The organism is Frigoribacterium sp. CFBP9029, from assembly GCF_034045305.1.
Classification (GTDB): Bacteria; Actinomycetota; Actinomycetes; order Actinomycetales; family Microbacteriaceae; genus Frigoribacterium.
This window is the reverse complement of the sequence record NZ_JAXCWB010000002.1, coordinates 374,644-394,677: the sequence shown is the minus strand read 5'-3', so window position 1 is coordinate 394,677 and position 20,034 is coordinate 374,644. Positions and strand designations below refer to the sequence as shown.

16 protein-coding genes are annotated in these 20,034 nt (G+C 73.1%); 9 read left to right on the top strand and 7 right to left on the bottom strand.

The window, feature by feature from the left end:
- The first annotated feature begins 66 nt into the window (after window positions 1-66).
- Window positions 67-927, top strand: a complete 861-nt coding sequence (locus SOM11_RS04365) for an HAD family hydrolase (RefSeq protein WP_320477279.1) — start codon at window positions 67-69, stop codon at window positions 925-927.
- A complete protein-coding gene (locus SOM11_RS04360) occupies window positions 924-3,434 on the top strand; it encodes a glycoside hydrolase family 65 protein (protein WP_320477278.1) in 2,511 nt (836 codons plus the stop codon). The genes SOM11_RS04365 and SOM11_RS04360 overlap by 4 nt, the downstream gene beginning before the upstream one ends.
- Window positions 3,435-3,819: 385 nt before the next feature.
- Here SOM11_RS04360 and SOM11_RS04355 read toward each other — a convergent pair whose 3' ends face one another.
- Complete coding sequence (locus tag SOM11_RS04355) at window positions 3,820-4,185, bottom strand: hypothetical protein (RefSeq protein WP_192060502.1); 366 nt, start codon at window positions 4,183-4,185, stop codon at window positions 3,820-3,822.
- A 244-nt stretch (window positions 4,186-4,429) separates the two neighbouring features.
- Here SOM11_RS04355 and ligD point away from each other — a divergent pair, with 244 nt between their 5' ends.
- Window positions 4,430-5,446 (top strand): non-homologous end-joining DNA ligase, encoded by a 1,017-nt coding sequence (gene ligD / locus SOM11_RS04350; RefSeq protein WP_320477277.1) that lies wholly within the window; start codon window positions 4,430-4,432, stop codon window positions 5,444-5,446.
- A gap of 115 nt (window positions 5,447-5,561) precedes the next feature.
- Here the strand turns inward: ligD and SOM11_RS04345 are convergent, their stop codons facing one another.
- Entirely contained in the window at window positions 5,562-6,743 is a 1,182-nt protein-coding gene (locus SOM11_RS04345) for an ATP-dependent DNA ligase (protein WP_320477276.1), read from the bottom strand.
- 39 nt (window positions 6,744-6,782) lie between these two features.
- Between SOM11_RS04345 and SOM11_RS04340 the strand changes: the two genes are divergently transcribed.
- Window positions 6,783-7,076, top strand: coding sequence for a hypothetical protein (locus SOM11_RS04340; RefSeq protein WP_192060500.1), 294 nt, complete (start codon window positions 6,783-6,785; stop codon window positions 7,074-7,076).
- A 55-nt stretch (window positions 7,077-7,131) separates the two neighbouring features.
- Window positions 7,132-8,751, top strand: a complete 1,620-nt coding sequence (locus SOM11_RS04335) for a molybdopterin-dependent oxidoreductase (RefSeq protein WP_320477275.1) — start codon at window positions 7,132-7,134, stop codon at window positions 8,749-8,751.
- A gap of 68 nt (window positions 8,752-8,819) precedes the next feature.
- On the opposite strand, the gene SOM11_RS04330 is transcribed toward SOM11_RS04335, so the two are convergent.
- Together SOM11_RS04330 and SOM11_RS04325 are read right to left on the bottom strand one after the other, a co-directional pair.
- Complete coding sequence (locus tag SOM11_RS04330) at window positions 8,820-9,548, bottom strand: response regulator (protein WP_320477274.1); 729 nt, start codon at window positions 9,546-9,548, stop codon at window positions 8,820-8,822.
- Window positions 9,545-11,209: a sensor histidine kinase gene (locus SOM11_RS04325; RefSeq protein WP_320477273.1), complete on the bottom strand. Its 1,665-nt coding sequence runs from the start codon at window positions 11,207-11,209 to the stop codon at window positions 9,545-9,547. Before SOM11_RS04325 ends, SOM11_RS04330 begins: the two co-directional genes overlap by 4 nt.
- A 237-nt stretch (window positions 11,210-11,446) precedes the next feature.
- On the opposite strand from SOM11_RS04325, the gene SOM11_RS04320 reads away from it, so the two are divergent.
- The 3 genes from SOM11_RS04320 to SOM11_RS04310 all read left to right on the top strand — a co-directional run bounded on the left by SOM11_RS04320 (window position 11,447) and on the right by SOM11_RS04310 (window position 15,692).
- Entirely contained in the window at window positions 11,447-12,910 is a 1,464-nt protein-coding gene (locus SOM11_RS04320; protein WP_320477272.1) for a cation:dicarboxylate symporter family transporter, read from the top strand.
- A gap of 122 nt (window positions 12,911-13,032) precedes the next feature.
- Window positions 13,033-14,034, top strand: coding sequence for a zinc-binding dehydrogenase (locus SOM11_RS04315; RefSeq protein ID WP_320477271.1), 1,002 nt, complete (start codon window positions 13,033-13,035; stop codon window positions 14,032-14,034).
- On the top strand, window positions 14,031-15,692 hold the full coding sequence (locus tag SOM11_RS04310; protein ID WP_320477270.1) for an NAD(P)/FAD-dependent oxidoreductase: 1,662 nt from the start codon (window positions 14,031-14,033) through the stop codon (window positions 15,690-15,692). Before SOM11_RS04315 ends, SOM11_RS04310 begins: the two co-directional genes overlap by 4 nt.
- Window positions 15,693-15,804: 112 nt before the next feature.
- On the opposite strand, the gene SOM11_RS04305 is transcribed toward SOM11_RS04310, so the two are convergent.
- Together SOM11_RS04305 and SOM11_RS04300 are read right to left on the bottom strand one after the other, a co-directional pair.
- The gene (locus SOM11_RS04305) at window positions 15,805-17,928 is read right to left on the bottom strand and encodes a RecQ family ATP-dependent DNA helicase (RefSeq protein ID WP_320477269.1); all 2,124 of its coding nucleotides are present in this window, start codon (window positions 17,926-17,928) and stop codon (window positions 15,805-15,807) included.
- 321 nt (window positions 17,929-18,249) lie between these two features.
- A complete protein-coding gene (locus SOM11_RS04300) occupies window positions 18,250-18,747 on the bottom strand; it encodes a DoxX family protein (RefSeq protein ID WP_192060496.1) in 498 nt (165 codons plus the stop codon).
- Between the two features lie 120 nt (window positions 18,748-18,867).
- Between SOM11_RS04300 and SOM11_RS04295 the strand changes: the two genes are divergently transcribed.
- Complete coding sequence (locus SOM11_RS04295; RefSeq protein ID WP_320477268.1) at window positions 18,868-19,320, top strand: hypothetical protein; 453 nt, start codon at window positions 18,868-18,870, stop codon at window positions 19,318-19,320.
- A 25-nt stretch (window positions 19,321-19,345) separates the two neighbouring features.
- On the opposite strand, the gene SOM11_RS04290 is transcribed toward SOM11_RS04295, so the two are convergent.
- Complete coding sequence (locus SOM11_RS04290) at window positions 19,346-20,005, bottom strand: TetR/AcrR family transcriptional regulator (RefSeq protein ID WP_192060494.1); 660 nt, start codon at window positions 20,003-20,005, stop codon at window positions 19,346-19,348.
- Window positions 20,006-20,034 lie beyond the last annotated feature (29 nt).

Genomic DNA, 20,034 nt, shown 5'->3' with positions numbered 1-20,034 from the left:
TTCACCGGATCACCGACGCTCCGATGACGACCTCCTGACTCGACATCGCTCGAAAGTGATCGGCCCGTGCCTGCATCCCCGCCCTCCGAGGCCCCGCGCGACGTCTCCCGTCTCGCCTCGCTCGACGCTCTGCTCTTCGATCTCGACGGGGTGCTGACACCGACCGCCGAGGTGCACATGCGCGCCTGGTCGCGGCTGTTCACCGAGTACTTCGAACCCCGAGGGCTCGCGCCGTACACCGAGGCCGACTACTTCGAGCACGTCGACGGCCGCCCGCGCTACGACGGCGTGCGCGCCATGCTGGCCGCCCGCGGCGTCACCCTGCCCGAGGGGTCGGACGACGACGGGCCCGACGTCGAGACCGTGCGCGGTCTCGGCAACCGCAAGAACGCCGCCTTCGCGGCGGAGCTCGACGAGAACGGGGTCGCGCCGTACCCGGGGTCGGTCGAGTTCCTCGACCGGGCGATCGCGCTCGGCATCCGCGTCGCCGTCGTCTCGAGCTCGCGCAACGCCGTGCCCGTGCTCGAGGCCGCCGGTCTCCGCGACCGCTTCGACGTCATCGTCGACGGCGTCGTCGCCGCGGCGGAGGGCATCACGGGCAAGCCCGCCCCCGACACCTACCTCGAGGGCGCTCGCCGTCTCGGGCTGACCGCCGCCGACTGCGTCGTGGTCGAAGACGCCCAGTCGGGCGTCGAGGCCGGTCGTCGCGGGGCCTTCGGCCTCGTGCTCGGCGTCGACCGCGGCACCGGGGCGCAGACCCTGCTCGACTTCGGGGCCGACGTCGTCGTCGACGACCTCGCCGAGGTCGTCGGGAGACTCGGTTCGTCGCGGACGCAGGCCGACGGTCCCTCGGACCCACCGCCTCCTCGGATCGCTCCGAACACCGACCACGACATCAGCACCAGCCCGCGAGAGGACCAGCCGTGAACCACATCACGTCCGACCCGCTCGACCGCCGCCGGTTCCCGGTCGACGAGTGGGCCCTGATCGAAGACGAGTACCACCAGGGCGACGAGGGTCGCACCGAGACGGTCTTCGCGGTCGGCAACGGCTACCTGGGTCTCCGCGGCAACCCCGACGAGGGGCGCGGCGGGCACTCGTTCGGCACCTTCATCAACGGGTTCCACGAGACGTGGCCCATCCGCCACGCCGAAGAGGCCTTCGGGTTCGCGCGGGTCGGTCAGACCATCGTCAACGTGCCCGACGCCAAGGTGATCCGCCTCTACGTCGACGACGAGCCGTTCGTGCTGTTCGAGGCCGACATCCTCCGGCACTGCCGCCGCCTCGACTTCCGCGACGGCGTGCTCGTCCGCGAGATCGAATGGCGCACCCCCTCGGGCAAGCAGGTGCTCGTCACCAGCCGCCGCCTGGTGTCGTTCGAAGAGCGTCACCTCGCCGTCATCCAGTACGAGGTGACGGTGCTCGACGCCGACGCGTCGCTGCTGATCTCGAGTCAGATCCTCAACCGCCAGGACATGGGCGACGAGTACCACGCCGGGATGCGCGCGGCGGCCGACGCCTTCGACCCGCGACGGGCCGAGTCGTTCGACGACCGCGTGCTGCAGCCCGAGCTGCGTCGCAACGGCGGGTCGCGCGCCATCCTCGGCTACCGCACCACCAACTCGGGCATGACCCTCGCCGTCGGCGCCGACCACGTGCTCGAGACCGAGAACGGCTGGGACGAGTCGTCGCAGATCGACGACGACATCGCGAAGCACGTCTACCGCGTGCGCGCCAAGGCCGGTCAGAAGGTCACGCTGACCAAGACCGTCGCCTACCACACGTCGCGCGGGGTGCCGCCGCGCGAGCTGGCCGACCGCTGCGACCGCACCCTCGACCGCATCGCCGATCAGCCCATCGAGAACGTCTTCGCCGAGCAGCGCGCCTGGCTCGACGACTACTGGGCCCGCAGCGACGTCGAGGTCGCCGGTCAGCCCGAGGTGCAGCAGGCCATCCGCTGGAACCTCTTCCAGCTGGCGCAGGCGACGGCCCGCACCGACGGCCAGGGCATCGCCGCGAAGGGCGTCACCGGCTCGGGTTACGGCGGGCACTACTTCTGGGACACCGAGATCTACGTGCTGCCGTTCCTCACATACACGTCGCCGAACGTGGCCCGCAACGCGCTGCGGTTCCGGCTCGGCATGCTCGACGCGGCACGCGACCGCGCCGTCGAGCTGAACCAGCGCGGGGCGCTGTTCCCCTGGCGCACGATCAACGGTCTCGAGTCGTCGGCGTACTACGCCGCCGGCACCGCGCAGTACCACATCGACGCCGACATCTCGCATGCCCTCAGTCAGTACGTGCAGGCGTCGGGCGACCAGGACTTCCTCGAGCGGGGCGCCGTCGACATCCTCGTCGAGACCGCCCGTCTCTGGGCCGACCTCGGCTTCTGGCGGTCGAACGGCGATCAGCGGTTCCACATCGACGGCGTCACCGGGCCCGACGAGTACACGACCGTCGTCGACGACAACCTGTACACGAACGTCATGGCCCGCGCGAACCTCCGGGCCGCCGTCCGCACGGTCACCTGGCTGGCCGAGGAGTCGCCGGCCGCCTACGACCGGCTCGTGGCGCGCCTCCGTCTCGAGGACCACGAGGTCGACGGCTGGAGCCTCGCCGCCGAGGCCATGCACATCCCCTACGACGAGCACCGCGGCATCCACCCTCAAGACGCGCAGTTCCTCGACAAGGAGCTCTGGGACCTCGACGCCACGCCCGAGAACAAGCGCCCCCTGCTGCTGCACTACCACCCGCTCGTGATCTACCGCTTCCAGGTGCTGAAGCAGGCCGACGTCGTGCTGGCGCTCTACCTGCAGGGCGACGAGTTCACCGCCGAGCAGAAGCTGCGCGACTTCGAGTACTACGACGCGCTGACGACCGGCGACTCGACCCTCTCGGGCGTCGTGCAGTCGATCGTCGCGGCCGAGGTGGGGCACCACCAGCTGTCACAGCAGTACTTCCTGTCGTCGCTCTTCGTCGACCTCGCAGACCTGCACAACAACACCTCCGACGGGGTGCACGTCGCCTCGACCGGCGGCATCTGGAGCGCGCTCGTCAACGGGTACGGCGGCATGCGCGACTGGCTCGGCCGCTTCAGCTTCGACCCGCGTCTGCCCGGCGAGTGGACCGAGCTCACGTTCCGGGTGCAGATCCGGGGCAGCCGCGTGCGCGTCGACCTGGCCCAGCACGAGATCGTCTTCACGATCGAGACCGGCGGCGAGGTCGAGCTGTGGGTGCGCGAGCAGGGCTTCACGGTCACGCCCGAGGCGCCGGTGCGCATCGCGCTCGACGACCAGGGGCCGCGCATCACCACCAAGGTGCCGACGACGAACGACCTGCGCGGGCTGATGCGCGCCGACGGGTCGGTCATCACGGCGTCGATCCCGACGATCAGCGTCGACCGGTACGAGACGGACGACGAGGCGGGCGCCTAGGTACCGCCTGCTGACGGGCGGCGCCGGCGGGTGCTCGTGGTCGTGCTCGGGCGCGCTCGCGCTCACGCGCGCGCGTGCTTGATTGGTCAGAAGATGTCCTTCGCGGCGGGCGGAAGGGCGGTTTCTGACCACTCGAGCTCGGGGGTGGGCGTCAGCCGGGTGGTGTACGCGGGCGTCCGCGTCGCCGGGTGCGTGATTGGTCAGAAGCTGTCCTCGCGGCGCGCGGAAGGGCGGTTTCTGACCACTCGAGCTCGGGGTGGGTGTCAGCCGGGCGGTGTGCGCGGGCGTCCGCGTCGCCGGGTGCGTGGGTGGTCAGAAGATGTCCTTCGTCGCGCGCGGAAGGGCGGTTTCTGACCACTCGAGCCAGGGCGGGCCGGAGGCTCGCTCAGAAGGGGCCGGCGGCGGCAGCCAGCGCCTCGAAGAGGGCGGTCGCATCGTCGTCGCGACGCTTGACCGAGGCGCCGATCGTCCCCGTCGGGGGCCGCAGCTCGCCATCGACGCGTGTCCCGCCGTCGACCGCCGTGAACGTCAGTCGGAACGCGACGTCACCCGTCGCCGTCGCCGACCGGCGAGACAGCACGGCCCCGTCGTCGTCGACGCTGGTCACGGTGAACGACGGGCTCGTCTGCACCGCCCGGCGCACCAGCGCGGGGACCATCGTCGGAGGAAGACCGAGCACCAAGGAGGCGCGGGTCAGCTCCGCATCTCCCCGCTCGACCCGAGGACCCTTGGACTCGCGAGAGCTGCTCATGCGCACAATCTAGCGCGGGCGTTCCCCGCCGCCACCTCCGCTCCATGAACTGCGTCCGCGAAGCGGGCCACTCTTCCCCCATGAACCGCGTTCGCGAAGATGAACCGCAATAGATCGCGGTTCATCTTCGCGAACACGGTTCATCGTCGCGCATGTCACCCGCCGGGCCGCACCCCGCCCGCCGGGCCGCACCCCCACCCCGCCCGCCGGGCCGCACCTCGCCCGGCGGACTAGCGTCGCGCGCATGGCCTCCGAATCGACGACCCTGCGGGTGGGCGACCGCGACGTCCGGGTCAGCAGCCCCTCCCGGGTGCTCTGGCCCGACCTCGGCGTCACGAAGCTCGACCTCGCCCGCTATCTCGTCGAGGTGGGTGCGCCGTTCGTCGAGGCGAACGGCGACCGACCGATCTCGCTGCAGCGCTTCGGCGGCGACGTCGACGGCGACCAGTACTTCTCGAAGAACCCGCCGCGCGGCACCCCCGACCACGTCCGCGCCGTCGACGTCACGTATCCGAGCGGGCGCGTCCACCCGCAGCTCGTGATCGACGAACCCGCCGCCGCCGTCTGGGCCGCGCAGATGAACACCCTCGTCTTCCACCCGTGGGCGTCGCGCGCCGAGCAGCCCGATCTGCCCGACCAGCTGCGCATCGACCTCGACCCGCAGCCGGGCACGGGGTTCGACGACGCCGTCCGCGCCGCTCTCGACCTCCGCGAGGTGCTCGCCGAGGCGGGACTGACCGCCTTCGTCAAGACGAGCGGCAACCGCGGGCTGCACGTCTTCGCACCGATCGAACCCGAGCACGAGTTCCTCGTGGTGCGGCACGCGGTGATCGCCGCCGCCCGCGAGCTCGAGCGTCGCGCCCCCGACCGCATCACCACCGCCTGGTGGAAGGAGCAGCGCGGCGAGCGCATCTTCGTCGACTACAACCAGGCCAATCGCGACCGGACCATGGCGGGGGCCTGGTCGCCTCGGGCGCTGCCCCGCGCCTCCGTCTCGCTGCCCGTCGGCTGGGACGATCTGCCGACCGTCGACCCGGCCGAGCACACCGTGCTGACGGTGCCCGACCGGCTGCAGCGGCTGGGCGACCCGTGGGCGGGCATGCACGACAGCCCGGGCCGCATCGACACCCTGCTCGGCTGGTGGGAGCGCGACGTCGCCGACGGTCTCGGCGAGCTGCCGTTCCCACCCGACTTCCCGAAGATGCCGGGCGAGCCGCCCCGCGTGCAGCCCAGTCGCGCCCGCACGCCCGCCGCCGACTGACCCGCCCGCTACCGAGCCGAGGAGGCGCGCGGAGCCCAGGAGGCCCGGGTCGCCAACCGAGGCGGCGCGCGCAGCCGAGGAGGCGCGGGTCGCCAACTGAGGAGGCGCGGCGCGCCTACCCGAGCACGTCGCCGAGGTCGTACGCGGCCGGCACCTCGAGCTGGTCGAAGCCGCACGAGCGGGCGTCGCGATCGGGCCGCCAGCGGGCGAACTGCACCGTGTGGCGGAACCGCGACCCCTCCATCTGGTCGTAGCGGACCTCGACGACCCGCTCGGGCCGGAGCGGCACGTACGAGACGTCCTTCCCCGACGAGAACCGGCTCCGTTCCGTCTCGGCGTGCGACACGCCGCCGTCGGCGCCGCGGGCCACGAGGGGTTCCAGCTCGGTCACGAGCTCGAGGCGACGGGCGTCGGAGAACGCCGACGCGCCTCCTACGTTCCTCAGCTCGCCGTCGGCGTCGTACAGGCCGAGCAGCAGCGACCCGACCCCGGCTCCGCTCTTGTGCACCCGGTAGCCGAGCACGACGACGTCGGCCGTGCGGTGGTGCTTGATCTTCAGCATGGTGCGCTTGCCGGGGGAGTACGGGGCGTCCAGGGGCTTCGCGACGACCCCGTCGAGCCCGGCGCCCTCGAACTCGGCGAGCCAGCGTCGGGCGAGATCGACGTCGTCGGTGGTGCGGCTGACGTGCAGCGGCCCGGTGCCGTCGCCTCCGCCGACGGTCTCGACCAGGAGGGCGCGTCGTTCGCCGAAGGGCGCGTCGACGAGCTCGCGGTCACCGAGGGCCAGCAGGTCGAAGGCCACGAAGAGGGCGGGGGTCTCGACCGACAGGGTGGCGACCCGGGACTCCGCGGGGTGGATCCGCGCACCGAGCGCCTCCCAGTCGAGCCGCTCGCGACCCGGCTCGCCGGTGCGGACGACGATCTCGCCGTCGAGCACGCACGGACCGGGAAGCAGCTCGGCGAGCGACGCGACCAGCTCGGGGAAGTACCGGGTCAGCGTCTTCGAGCCGCGGCTGCCGATCTCGATCTCGAGGGGGCGGCGGCCGGTGCCGCCGTGCGGCGTGCCCGATTCGGCCGCACCGTCGGGGTCGGTCGCACCGTCGGGGTCGGCCGATCCGTCGGGGTCGGTCGCACCGCCGGGCTGGTCCGCGTCGGGGTATCGGGCGTAGACGATGCCGCGGAAGCCGTCCCACTTCGGCTCGTACGACAACCCACCCGGCACCGAGTCGGGCTCGGGCACCTCGGCGACGGCCTTCGCGAGCATCGGAACGACGGGATGAGCGGCGTCGGGGATCATCACCCGAGTGTGCTCCGGTCGCGCGCCTAAGGTGAGGGGATGAAGACCCTGCACTACGCCGGCGCCCGCCTGACCGTGACCGACGAGCTCGCCGAGACGCTGCTCGCCGCCTCGATGGAGTTCGCCGACGACGACCGCACGTTCCGCGTACCGGTCGCCTGCCGCATCGAGGGGCGCTCCGAGATCGCCCAGCTGGTGCTCGGCCCCGGCATCCCGCTGCTGGTCGTCGACGCCCCCGACGCCGAGGCCGACGCCGGCGACCCGCCCGGCTCGGAGTCGGCCGTCGCGCTGATCGTCGAGCTGATGGAGAGCCTCGTCGGCGACGACGACTGACCGCGGTGCGGCTGCGCAGAGGCGACTCCCCGGAGGCGCGGCCTAGCCTGGCAGCATGTCCGTGCGTCTGGAGTCCCCGCCCCGTCCCGCCGGCGTCGGGATGACGACCCGCGCCTCCTCGGCCTGGGCCGCTCTGGCCGGCGTGGTGTCGGTGGCGGCGTTCCTCGCGTCGGCCGAGGCCGTGGCGTGGGTCACCGGCGCCGGCGGCAGCCCGCTGTTCGGTGTGGGCTCGGCCGCGATCGACCTGGCCCCCGCGGCCGTCAAGAACCTGATGGTGTCGCTGTTCGGCACCGGCGACAAGGTGGCGCTCTTCGTGCTGATGGGCGTGCTGCTCGTCGCGATCACCGCGGGGGCCGGCGTGCTCGAGCATCGCCGTCCGCCCGGCGGCAAGATCGTCTTCGGCATCGGCGGGGTCGTCGCGCTCGTCGCCGTGCTGACCCGGGCCGACAGCACCTCGCTCGACGGCGCCCCGACCGCCGTCGGCACCGTCGTGTCGCTGGTCGTCCTCACCGCGCTGATGACGCGCCTGCACCGCTGGGAGGCCTCGACCGAGCCGGGCTGGGCCGCCGCGACCGTGCCCGAACCGCCGCTGCGCGGCCCCGGGCTCGAGCGCCGCGGGTTCCTGGTGATGGCGATCGCCGTGGGTGCGGCGTCCGTCGTCGTCGGCACCGGCGCCCGTCTCGTGAACGCGACCCGGGCGAACGTCGGGGCGCTCCGCGACGCCCTGACCCTGCCCGCGCCGGCGCAGGCCGCTCCCGCGGTGCCGGCCGGCGCCTCCCTCGACGTCGAAGGCATCACGCCGTACGTCACCCCGAACGCCGACTTCTACCGCATCGACACCGCCCTGCAGGTGCCCTCGATCGACCCGGCCGAGTGGAGTCTGCGGATCCACGGTCTCGTCGACCGCGAGATCGAGATCTCGTTCGACGAGCTGCTCGCCCTGCCCCTCGAAGAGCACTACGCGACCCTCAGCTGCGTGTCGAACGAGGTCGGCGGCGACCTGATCGGCACGGCGCTCTGGCTCGGCTACCCGATCCGCGCCCTGCTCGAGCGGGCCGGTCCGCAGAGCGGCGCCGACATGGTGCTCTCGACCAGCAGCGACGGGTTCACCGCGGGCACGCCGCTGTCCGTGCTGGTCGACGACGGGACCGACGCGATCCTGGCCGTGGGGATGAACGGCGAGCCCCTGCCTCAGCAGCATGGGTTCCCGGTGCGGATGGTCGTGCCCGGGCTGTTCGGCTACGTCTCGGCGACGAAGTGGGTCGTCGACCTCGAGGTCACCCGGTTCGCCGACACCGAGGGCTACTGGACGCCGCGCGGCTGGGACGCCCTCGGCCCGGTCAAGCTGGAGTCGCGCATCGATACGCCGAAGGCGGGCGCGTCGGTCGACGCCGGCCGGGTGCCGATCGCCGGGGTGGCCTGGCATCCGCACACGGGGGTCTCGGGCGTCGAGGTGCGGATCGACGGCGGGGCCTGGGTCGCCGCCGAGCTGGCCGAGTCGGTCTCGGCCGACACCTGGGTGCAGTGGGTCCACCGCTGGGACGCCACTCCGGGCGACCACACCGTGCAGGTGCGGGCCACGGGTGCCGACGGCGTCACGCAGTCGGAGACGCCGCTGCCCCCGGCCCCGAACGGCGCCGAGGGCTGGGACGAGCACACGATCACCGTGCGCTGACCGCGCCGGGACGTCACTCGGGCCGGGGCGCCCGTCACTCGCGCCGGGGCGTCACTCGCGGCCGCGCGTCACTCCCGCCCCAGCCACCGGTACGTGCTCTCGGGCCGCCCGGGCGAGCCGTAGCGCTGGTCGCGGCGCACGAGGCCGGCGGTCTCGAGGTGCTCGAGGTAGCGGCGCGCCGTGACGCGCGAGACCCCCGTCGACCCGGCCAGCGCCTCCGCGGTCCACGGGTCGGGTCCGCCGCGCAGCACCGCGACGACCCGGTCGAGCGTGGTGGGCGAGAGGCCCTTGCCGAGCGCGGGCGCCGTCGTCGTGCGGAGGGTCGCGAGCCCCGCGTCTACGTCGCCCTGGGTCACGAGTCCGCCGTCGGGCGTCAGCGACGACCGGAACGTGCGGTACCCCTCGAGGCGCTCGGCGAACGTCGCGAAGGTGAACGGCTTGATGAGGTACTGCACGATGCCGAGCGAGACGGCGGCGCGGACGACCTGGACGTCGCGCACGGCCGTGACCGCGATCACGTCGACGGTGGACCCCGCGGCGCGCAGGGCCCGGCAGAGGGCGATGCCGTGCGTGTCGGGCAGGTTCATGTCGAGCAGCACGAGGTCGATCGAGGGGTCGTCGCGGAGTCGCTCGAGGGTCTCGCGCCCGTCGCGGGCCGTGGCCGCCACGACGAAGCCGTCGACGCGGGCGACGTAGGCGACGTGCGCCTCGGCGGTCAGCGGCTCGTCCTCGACGACGAGCACCCGGACGTCCGCGACCGGGGCTTCGAGCCCGGGCCCCGAGGAGGCGCGGGTCACCGTCGCCCACCTCCGCCGTCGATCGTCGCGGCCGCGTCGGCGGTCGCGGCGTCCGAGAACCGCACCGAGAAGGCGGTCCCGTCGGTGCCCGTGGTCACCGTGATGCCGCCGCCGGCGCGGGAGACCGCCTGCCGCACGAGCGCGAGCCCGACGCCCCGACCGGTGCTGCCGGGCTCCTTCGTGCTGAAGCCGCGGTGGAACGCCTGCTCGACGTCGCCGAGCCCCGGCCCGTCGTCGGCGACCGTGAAGACGACGGCGCCGCCGAGCTCGCCGCCCTCGCTCTGCTCCCGTCGCGCCGTGATCCGCACGGTGCCGGCGGCGGCGTCGAGGGCGTTGTCGAGCAGGTTGCCGAGCACCGTCACGAGGTCGCGCGGCTCGACGTCGACGGTGCCGAGGGCGGGATCGACGTCGATCACGAGGTCGACGCCGCGTTCGCGCGCCTGGGCGGACTTGCCGAGCAGCAGCGCCGCGAGCGCCGGTTCGGCGACGGACGAGACGAGGCTGTCGGCGAGTCGCTGGTCGACGTCGAGCCCGGTGGCCGCGAACCGCAGGGCCTCGTCGCCGCGACCGAGCTCGATCAGCGAGACGATCGTGTGCAGCCGGTTCGAGAACTCGTGCGTCTGCGAGCGCAGGGCGTCGGCGAGCGTCCGCATCGTCTCGACCTCGTCGGCGAGGTCGGTCAGCTCGGTGCGGTCGCGCAGCGTGGTCACCGTGCCGAGGGTGCGTGCCGGGACGACGCGACCCGCGCCTCCTCGGCTCGGAGTCCCGGTGCGCTGCTGGTTGACGACCAGGACGCGCTCGTCGGTCACGTGCACCTCGTCGACGGCGACGCGCCCCCCGACGAGGAGGCGCGCGAGGGAGTCGGGGAGGTCGAGGCTCTCGAGGGGCACCGGCCGGTCGACCCCGCCCGGCGGCAGACCGAGCAGCTCGGCCGCCTGGTCGTTGCAGAGGGTGAGGCGACCGCGTCCGTCGACGAGCAGCAGGCCCTCGCGCACGGAGTGGAGGACGCCCTCGTAGTAGTCGAAGAGGCGGCCGAGCTCCTCCGGGCCGCGGTCCCTCGTCACTCGACGGAGGTAGCGGCTGAGCAGCCACGAGGCGAGGGCGCCGATCAGCACGGTCGCGAGGGCGGCCGCGAGCACCAGCGTCAGTCGCTGCTCGAGGGTGTCGGCGATCGCCGACACGGTGACCCCGGCCGCGACGAGGGCGACGACCTCGCCGTCGGCGCCGAGCACGGGGACGACGGCCCGCACCGACGGGCCGAGCGTGCCCGTGTAGGTCTCGGTGAACGAGCGCCCGGCGAGCGCGGGCTCGATCGTGCCGACGAACGGCCGACCGATCTCGGCGGCGTCGGGGTGCGTGAGACGGGTGCGGTCGGGGCTCATGATCGTGACGAAGTCGGTCGACGTGTCGCGCATGAGGTCGAGGGCGTAGGGCTGGAGGCGCGCACTCGGATCGGTCGTCGCCAGCGCGTCGAGCACGAACGGGTTGTCGGCGATCCCGGTGGCGAGCGCGAGGCAGGCCCGGGCGGCGGAGGAGTCGGCGTCGGTGCGCGCCGAACGGATCGTCCACACCGTCGCGAGGGCGGCGATCAGCACGATGACGACGACCTGCAGGGCGAACAGGCGCGCGGCGATGCTCCACCGGGGGTGGGGTCGGGTCATCGGATGGCTCCTCGTCGAGTCGGGCGGCGCGGGGTCGTGCGGCGGGGGTCGCGCTGCACCGGTCGCGCTGCACCGGGTCGCGCTGCACCGGGTCGTGCGCCGCGGGCCCGCGCGAGCCGGCGTGACCAGTATGACCAGAACCTCGACCGGGGCCGGACCGCACGACAGGCTCGCCCGAACGCACTCCGCAGACCGTCGACGACGACGTCGATCGGACATGAGAACGAGGAAGTCCCCATGGCTAGGACGCACAAGGGCGCCGGCGCGCCCGCCCCCGGTGGCAGCACGACACCGTCGACACCCACGGCGGGCGGCGGGCGGACGCGCCGTCGCATCGACCGCTCGCACTGGCTGTACATCGCCGTCATCGTCGCGGTCGCGGCCGGCATCCTCGTCGGTCTCACCGCGCCCGAGGTGGCCGTGCAGCTGAAGCCCATCGGCACGGCGTTCGTCTCGCTCATCTCGATGATGATCGCCCCCGTCATCTTCTGCACCATCGTGCTCGGCGTCGGGTCGATCGCGAAGGCGGCGACGGTGGGCAAGGTCGGCGGTCTGGCGCTCGGCTACTTCATCGCGATGTCGACCTTCGCGCTCGGGATCGGCCTCGTGGTCGGCAACCTCGTGCACCCGGGCGAGGGTCTGATGGTCGGCTCGACCGGCTACGAGGCCCCCGCGTCGGAGGAGGCCGGCGGCACCGCGGGGTTCCTGCTCGGCATCATCCCCGAGACCCTGGTGTCGTCGCTGACGTCGGGCTCGATCCTCCAGACGCTCTTCGTGGCCCTGCTCGTCGGGTTCGCACTGCAGCGCATGGGCACCCACGGCGCCACCATCCTCGAGGGCGTCCGCAACCTGCAGGTGCTGGTCTTCCGCATCCTCGCGATGATCATGTGGGTCGCGCCGATCGGCGCCTTCGGGGCCATCGCCGCGGTCGTCGGCGAGACCGGCGTCGCCGCGATCATCGCGCTCGGCACCCTGATGATCGCGTTCTACATCACCTGCATCGTGTTCGTCGCGGTGGTGCTCGGCTCGATCCTCAAGCTCGTCACCGGGGTCAACATCTTCCGGCTGATGAGGTACCTCGGTCGCGAGTACCTGCTGATCGTCTCGACCTCGTCGAGCGAGGTCGCCCTGCCCCGCCTCATCGCCAAGATGGAGCACCTGGGCGTCTCCAAGCCGGTCGTCGGCATCACGGTGCCCACCGGGTACTCGTTCAACCTCGACGGCACGGCCATCTACCTGACGATGGCGTCGCTGTTCATCGCCAACGCCATGGGCACGCCGCTCAGCGTCGGCGAGCAGATCTCGCTGCTGCTGTTCATGATGATCGCCTCGAAGGGCGCCGCCGGGGTCACCGGCGCCGGCATCGCCACGCTCGCGGGCGGGCTGCAGGCTCATCGTCCCGACCTGGTCGACGGCGTCGGCGTGATCGTCGGCATCGACCGGTTCATGTCGGAGGCCCGCGCGCTGACGAACTTCACCGGCAACGCGGTCGCGACCGTGCTCGTCGGCACCTGGACGAAGCAGATCGACGCCGAGCGCGTCGAGACGGTGCTGTCCGGACGGGCGCCCTTCGACGAGGCGACGATGAACGCCGACGGGCACGGCTCGTCCGACGGCGCGGTCGACGACGCCGCCGCCGCGGGTGAGGCGCCCTCCGCCGCCGCGGTCGCGGCCGACGCGGAGACCGGCACCCGACGCTGAGACCTCCCGTGGCCGTGCGTGGGGCACGGCCACGGGAGCGGGCGTACCGTCGCCGAGGAGGCGCGGTGCGAGCCCGCGGTCACCGACGACCGAGAGCGTGCCGCCCCCAGATGGGAAGAACCATGCTCGCCGGACGCCTGACCGTCACCACCCGCCAGTTCGAGGTCGTCGAGGTGCCCACCCCCGACGCCGGCCCCGGAGAGGTCCGCATCGCCGTCGCCGCCGCCGGGGTCTGCCTGTCGGACGTCCACCTCATCCAGGGGTCGCTGACACCGCTCCACCTGCCGGGTGACACCGTCACCCTCGGTCACGAGGTCGCGGGGACGATCGACCAGGTCGGCGACGGGGTCGCGCACCTCGCGGTCGGCGATCGCGTCCTGCTGCAGGCCGGCCAGGAGGACGACGGGCGGGTCCTCACCCGCGGCGTCGACTACGACGGCGGCTGGGCCGAGTACGCGGTCGCCCGGGCCGACACGGTCGTCCCCATCCCCGACGGCCTCCCGTTCGAGCAGGCCTGCTTCATCCCCGACGCCGTCTCGACCCCGTGGGCCGCGCTCACCACCACGGCCGACACGAAGCCCGGTACCGCCGTCGGAGTCTGGGGCGTCGGCGGACTCGGCGCCCACGCCGTGCAGCTGCTCGCCCTCATCGGAGCCGCCCCGATCATCGCCGTCGACCCGCTGCCGCAGGCGCGGGAGCGGGCCCTGGCCTTCGGCGCCGACCTCGCCCTCGACCCCGCCGCCCCCGACTTCGCGCAGCAGCTCGGGCAGGCCACGCGCGGCGCCGGTCTCGCACGCGCCTTCGACTTCGCCGGGGTGCCGGCCGTCCGCGAGCAGGCCATCGCCTGCCTCGGCTACCGCGGCCGACTCACCCTCGTGGGTCTGACCGACAAGCCCATCACGATCGCCGACGGCACCAAGTTCAGCTACCTGCAGCAGCAGGTGCTCGGCCACTACGGGTCGGAGCCCGCCGACGTCACGACGCTCGTCGCCCTGGCCGGGCAGGGCCGCCTCGACTTCTCGCGGTCCGTCAGCGCCACCGTCCCCCTCGCCGAGGCGGCCCGCGCGGTCGAGATGCTGGAGCGCAAAGAGGGTGACCCGATCCGGATCGTGCTGGTCCCGTGACCGGCTCGAACCGCGCCTCCTCGGCGGGCGTGTCGTCGGGTGAGCCGCTGCACGGGGAGCGGTCACGCGATAGACGGTCGTCGGGTGAGCCGCTGCCCGGGCACGTCGACGTGCTCGTGGTCGGCGCTGGGCTGTCGGGCGTGGGCATGGCCGCGCGCCTGCTGCGCGACTTCCCGCGACGCACCCTCGCCGTGGTCGAGGCCCGCCAGGCGATGGGCGGCACCTGGGATCTGTTCCGCTACCCCGGCGTGCGCTCCGACAGCGACATGTTCACCCTCGGCTACGCGGATCGCCCGTGGCGCGACCGTCGCTCGATCGCCCCGGGCGCGGCCATCCGCGACTACGTGCGCGACACCGCCGACGAGACCGGGGTCGCCGAGCGGGTGCGCTACGGGCACCGGGTCGTGGCCGCCGACTGGTCGTCCGCCGACGCCCGCTGGACGGTCGAGATCGACGTCGCCGCGCCTCCCTCTGGGGGAGCCGGGGGAGCCGGGGGAGCCGGGGACGGTTCGGACGGTTCAGGCAGTTCCGCCGGTTCCGCCGGTTCCGCCGACCGGTCCGTCGGCGCCCGCCGCCTCACGGTGACCTGCGGCGTGCTCGTCGCCTGCTCGGGGTACTACCGCTACGACGAGGGCTACACGCCGACCTTCACCGGTCAGCAGGACTTCGCCGGCACCCTCGTGCACCCGCAGCACTGGCCTGCCGACCTCGACGTCACCGGCAGGCGGGTCGTCGTGGTCGGGTCGGGCGCGACCGCGATCACGCTCGTGCCGGCGCTCGCCGAGCAGGCCGAGCATGTGACGATGCTGCAGCGCTCGCCGACGTACGTGCTGTCGCTGCCGTCGGAGCGGAAGCGACCGCGGCCCTGGCGGCGACTGCTGCCGCGATCGGTCGACGATCGGCTCGTCCGGTGGCGGAGCGTCGGGATGGCGCTGCTGAGCTACCAGGCGAGCCGCAGATCGCCGGAGCGGATGAAGGCGTTCCTCCGGTCGGGCGTCGAGCGTCGTCTGCCCGAGGGCTTCGACGTCGACCGGCACTTCCAGCCGAGCTACGACCCGTGGGATCAGCGTCTGTGCATCACCCCGGACGGCGCGCTGTTCCGTGCGCTGCGGTCGGGGTCGGCGTCGATCGTGACCGACGGCATCGAGCGGTTCGTGCCCGAGGGCGTGGCGGTCGAGGGGCGTGACGGGCAGGAGGCGCGGGTCGTGCCCGCGGACGTCGTCGTCACCGCGACGGGGCTGAATCTGCTGCTGTTCGGCGGCATGCGCTTGTCGGTGGACGGGGCGGTGGTCGACCCGGCGACCAAGCTGACGTACAAAGGGTTCATGCTCGCGGACGTGCCGAACTTCGCGTTCGCGATCGGGTACACGAACGCGTCGTGGACGCTGAAGATCGACCTGGTCGGCCGGTACCTGTCTCGGCTTCTCCGACACCTGGACCGCCGGGGTCTGCGGTGGGCGGTGCCGACGGCGCCTCGACGCACCGGTCGGACGATGCCGCTGATCGACCTGTCGAGCGGGTACGTCGCGCGGGGTGAGCATCTGCTGCCCCGCCAGGGCGGGCGCGCTCCGTGGCGGATGCACCAGAACTACCCGCGCGACGTGTGGGCCATGCGGTTCAGCTCGCTGACGCGGGACGGCATGCGCTTCGGGCGGTGATGCGGGGGCGGTGAGGTGGGCGCGATGAGGCGAGGGCGGCGATCGCGTCTGTCGGCGGTGGGAGGTCGCTCATCGCTGGTGCGATCGGCGGGCGACCTCGGCGGCGCGGTGGTCAGCCAACGATCGCGAGTCCGAACGGGAGCACGGCGGGTGCCCCTGCTCGGCGCAGCTCGCGACCGGCGACGGTGAGCGTCCAGCGGCTGTCGACGAGGTCGTCGACGAGCAGCACCGGGCCCTGCACGCCGGCCAGGGCGGCGGCCAGCTCGGGGCCGACCTCGAACGACTGCCAGACGTCGGCGAGTCGGTAGACGCTGTTGCCCCCCTGGCCCCGCCCCGCGGACGGACGGGTGGGGGTGAGCGCCCCGAGCAGGGGGAGTCGCCCGACGGTGCTGATGGCCTCGGCGAGCGAGCCGACGAGCAGCGGTCGCGACGCCGATGGCATGGCCACCACGCCGACGGGTCGTTCGGCCCAGGGCCATTCGCGCAGCACGCGCACGACGCCGTCGAGCAGGTTCTTCGACAGGGGGGCGTCGGGGGTCGAGGGTGCGAAGACCTCGCGCAGCGTCGTGCCCCAGCCCAGGTCGGTCAGCCGTGCGAGTGCCCGGCCCTGCTCGACGCGCTCGCCCTCGGGCAGCTTGCCCTTGACGGGCACCCCGGCGCGGTCGGCGCCCGTGGGCCACTGCGCGCGGGCCTCGATCTCGACGCCGACCCGGTCGAGCGACGACGTGGCCGAGGTGGCGGCCTCGCCGCTGATGTCGGTGGGGTACCAGGCGCCCGCGCAGACGTCGCAGCGCCCGCACGGCTTGGCGTCGGGGTCGTCGAGATCGGTCTGCAGCATCTGCATGCGGCAGGTGGTGGCGTGCTGGTAGTCGAGCATCGACTGCTGCTCGGCCACGCGGGCGGTCGCGATGCGGTCGTAGCGCTCGGCGTCGTACACCCAGGGCTGCCCGGTGCTCACCCACCCGCCCTGGACCCGCCGGACGGCCCCGTCGACGTCGAGCACCTTCAGCATCAGCTCGAGGGGGGTGCGTTTGATGTCGACCCGTGCCTCCAGCGCGGGGGTCGACAGCGGGGTGTCGGTCAACTCGGCCAGCACGGCGGAGGCCCTGGCTTCGGACGGCATCGAGGCCGTGGCGAAGTACTGCCAGATCTCGGCGTCTTCGCTGCCGGGCAGCAGAAGGACGTCGGCGTTGTCGGTGGCCCGACCGGCTCGACCGATCTGCTGGTAGTAGGCCACGGGCGACGACGGCGCGCCGAGGTGGATGACGAACCCGAGGTCGGGCTTGTCGAACCCCATGCCGAGGGCGCTGGTCGCGACGAGGGCCTTGAGGTCGTTGTCTTTCAGCCGCTGCTCGAGCTGCTCGCGCTCTTCGGGGTCGGTGCGCCCCGAGTACGAGCGGACGTCGTGACCGGCCTCGCGCAGCAGCCGCGCGGTGTCGTCGGCGGCCGAGATGGTCAGCGTGTAGATGATGCCGCTGCCCGGGAGGTCGGCGAGGTGGCTGAGCAGCCAGCCGAGCCGGTCGCGCGAGGTGGGCAGCTGCAGCACCCCCAGCCGCAGGGAGGCGCGCGCCAGCGACCCGCGGATGGTCAGCACGTCGTCGCCCGGCCCCACCGCCAGCTGCTCGGCCACGTCGGCGACGACCCGGGCGTTGGCGGTCGCGGTGGTCGCGAGGACGGGGACGCCGTTCGGCAGCGTGCGGATGAGCTCGGCGAGACGGCGGTAGTCGGGCCGGAAGTCGTGGCCCCAGTCGGAGATGCAGTGCGCCTCGTCGACGACGAGCATGCCGAGTCGGGCGATCAGCACGGGCAGCTGCTCGTCTCGGAACCTCGGGTTGTTGAGGCGCTCGGGCGAGACGAGCAGCACGTCGATCTCGTCGTCGACGAGCTGCTGCTGCACGTCGGACCACTCGTGCGCATTGGCGGAGTTCACGGCGACGGCCCTGACCCCCGCCCGCGCGGCGGCCGCGACCTGGTCGCGCATCAGGGCGAGGAGGGGCGAGACGAGCAGCGTCGGCCCGGTGCCGCGACGACGGAGCAGCAGCGTCGCGATGAAGTAGACCGCCGACTTGCCCCACCCCGTGCGCTGCACGACGAGAGCGCGGCGCCGGTCGGCCACGAGGGCGCGGATGGCCTCGAGCTGACCGTCGTGGAACACCGCGTCGTCGCGACCCGTCAGAGCCCTGAGCAGATCGAGGGCCTCGGCGTCGATGTCGGTCGTGGTGCTCGTCGAAGTCATGCCGTCATGCTGTCAGACGCCACCGACAGTGCCGGGCCCTCGTCGGGTGCCTGCACCGCGCCTCCTCGGCAGGGCCGTCTGGGGAGGGATACCGGGCCGGGAGTTCTCGGGCTGCTCTGGGTGGATGGCGAGCTGCGGGCGTCGCTTCTGCGTGCCGAACCCGACCGGCGGGCGTCGCGTCGGCGTGCCGAACCCGACCTGCCGGCCGCGACACGCCGCGCACGCGTGAAGGTGAGCGGCGTGTCGCACTTGGACGGTCGCGATTTGCACAGGCGGTTCAGCTGGTGCTGGTGCTGGTGCTGGCGGCGCCAGCGGTGCGGGTCAGGCGTCCTTCGGCGCGGCGCGGCGGCCGAGCTCGACGACCACGAACGAGCCGATCGTGCCGGCGACGAGGGCGAACAGCGTGCCGCCGGTGCCCCAGGTCTTCTTGCCGAAGGCCTGGTCGATCGAGGGCCCGCCGGGGCCCGCGGCGACGGCGGCGGCCGCGGCGATCAGGACGGCGTTGTACTCGAAGCCGCCCTCGGTGTTCCACGGGCCCTTCGAACCGTGCACCTTGCGGACGGCGGTGACCATGGTGGCGACGACCGTCGCGGCGGCGAGCGGGGTCGCGGCGCCGAGGGCCAGCGCGGCGCCGCCGGCGGTCTCGGCGACGGCGACGAGTCGTGCGGTGCGGGCGGCCGGGTGCATGCCCGTCCCCGCCATCATCTGCTCGGTGCCCTCGAGCCCGGGGCCGTCGAAGGCGCCCGTCAGCTTCTGGAGTCCGTGGCCCACGAAGAGGCCGCCGATCGTCGTGCGGAGGAGTGTGGATGCGAGGCTCATCCATCTCTTCTACCCGACGACCCTGGCACCGGTCCGCAGACACGACGCCCACGGTCCGACCTGCACGGACGTGCAGCGACACGGGTCGACGACGCACCGGGGGAGGAGCAGACTGACGGGATGTCACGTCGAACCACGCGCCCGCGCCCCACGTCCGTCCCCCGCGTCATCGGGCGTCTGGCCCTCGGCGGCATCCTCGTCCTCGCCGGCGTCAGCCACCTCACCTTCGCCCGCGACGACTTCCAGGCGCAGGTGCCCGAGTGGCTGCCCTTCGACGACGACGCCGTGGTGCTCGCCTCGGGTGTCGTCGAGATCACGCTCGGCGGGGCGCTGCTCGTGCTCGGCAAGAAGCGCGTCGCCGTCGGCTGGGCCGTCGCGGCGTTCTTCATCGCGATCTTCCCCGGCAACATCTCGCAGCTCGTGACGCACTCCGACGCGTTCGGCCTCGACACCGACACGAAGCGGGCCGTCCGCCTGATCGGCCAGCCCCTCCTCGTCCTCCTCGCGCTCTGGTCCACGGGCGCGTGGCGCGACCGTGCGGCGCTCCGTTCGCAGCTCACCCGCTCGAAGTAGCGGCGCCGAGGAGGCGCGGCGCAGCTCAGCCGGGCAGCACCAGCGACCCGAGGTGGTCGCGCAGCTGCTGCTCGACGTCGACGCTCGACGGGTCGATCAGCCACTGCAGCTGGATGCCGTCCCAGAGCGCCACGAGCCCGGACGCGGCCCGGGCGGGGTCCACCCCCGGACGGAGGCGCCCCTGCGACTCGAGGTCGCGGAACCCGGCCGTGTACTCGGCCCGCAACCCCTCGAAGCGCGTCGCCACGTAGCCGCGCACGGGGGCGTCCTCCGTGGCGGCCTCTCCGGCCAGCACCGCGTACAGCGCGATCAGACCCGGCACCGTCTCGTTGTGCCGTGCCTGTCGCAGCACCCCCTCGATGAAGTCGCCGTCGGTGGTCCCGTCGCGCACGGCGCCGCTCGCCATCGAGTCCCGTCGCTCGAGCACGGCCCGCAGTAGATCGCGCTTCGAGGGGAAGTAGTGCAGCAGGCCGGTCTGGCTGACGCCCACGCGATCCGCGACCTCCTGCAGCGAGCCGCCGCGGTAGCCGCGGGTCGAGAACACCTCGAAGGCGGCGTCCACGATCGCGGCCCGGCGCTCGGACGACTTCGCGTAGGGGCCGCGCGGGCCCCGCGGGCCGCGGGCGACCGGCGCGTCGTGCCGGGCGGCGGGCTCCGGGTGGGCGGCGGTGGTGTCTGCGGTCATGAGGGGACTCTACGGCCGACCCGCGCCTC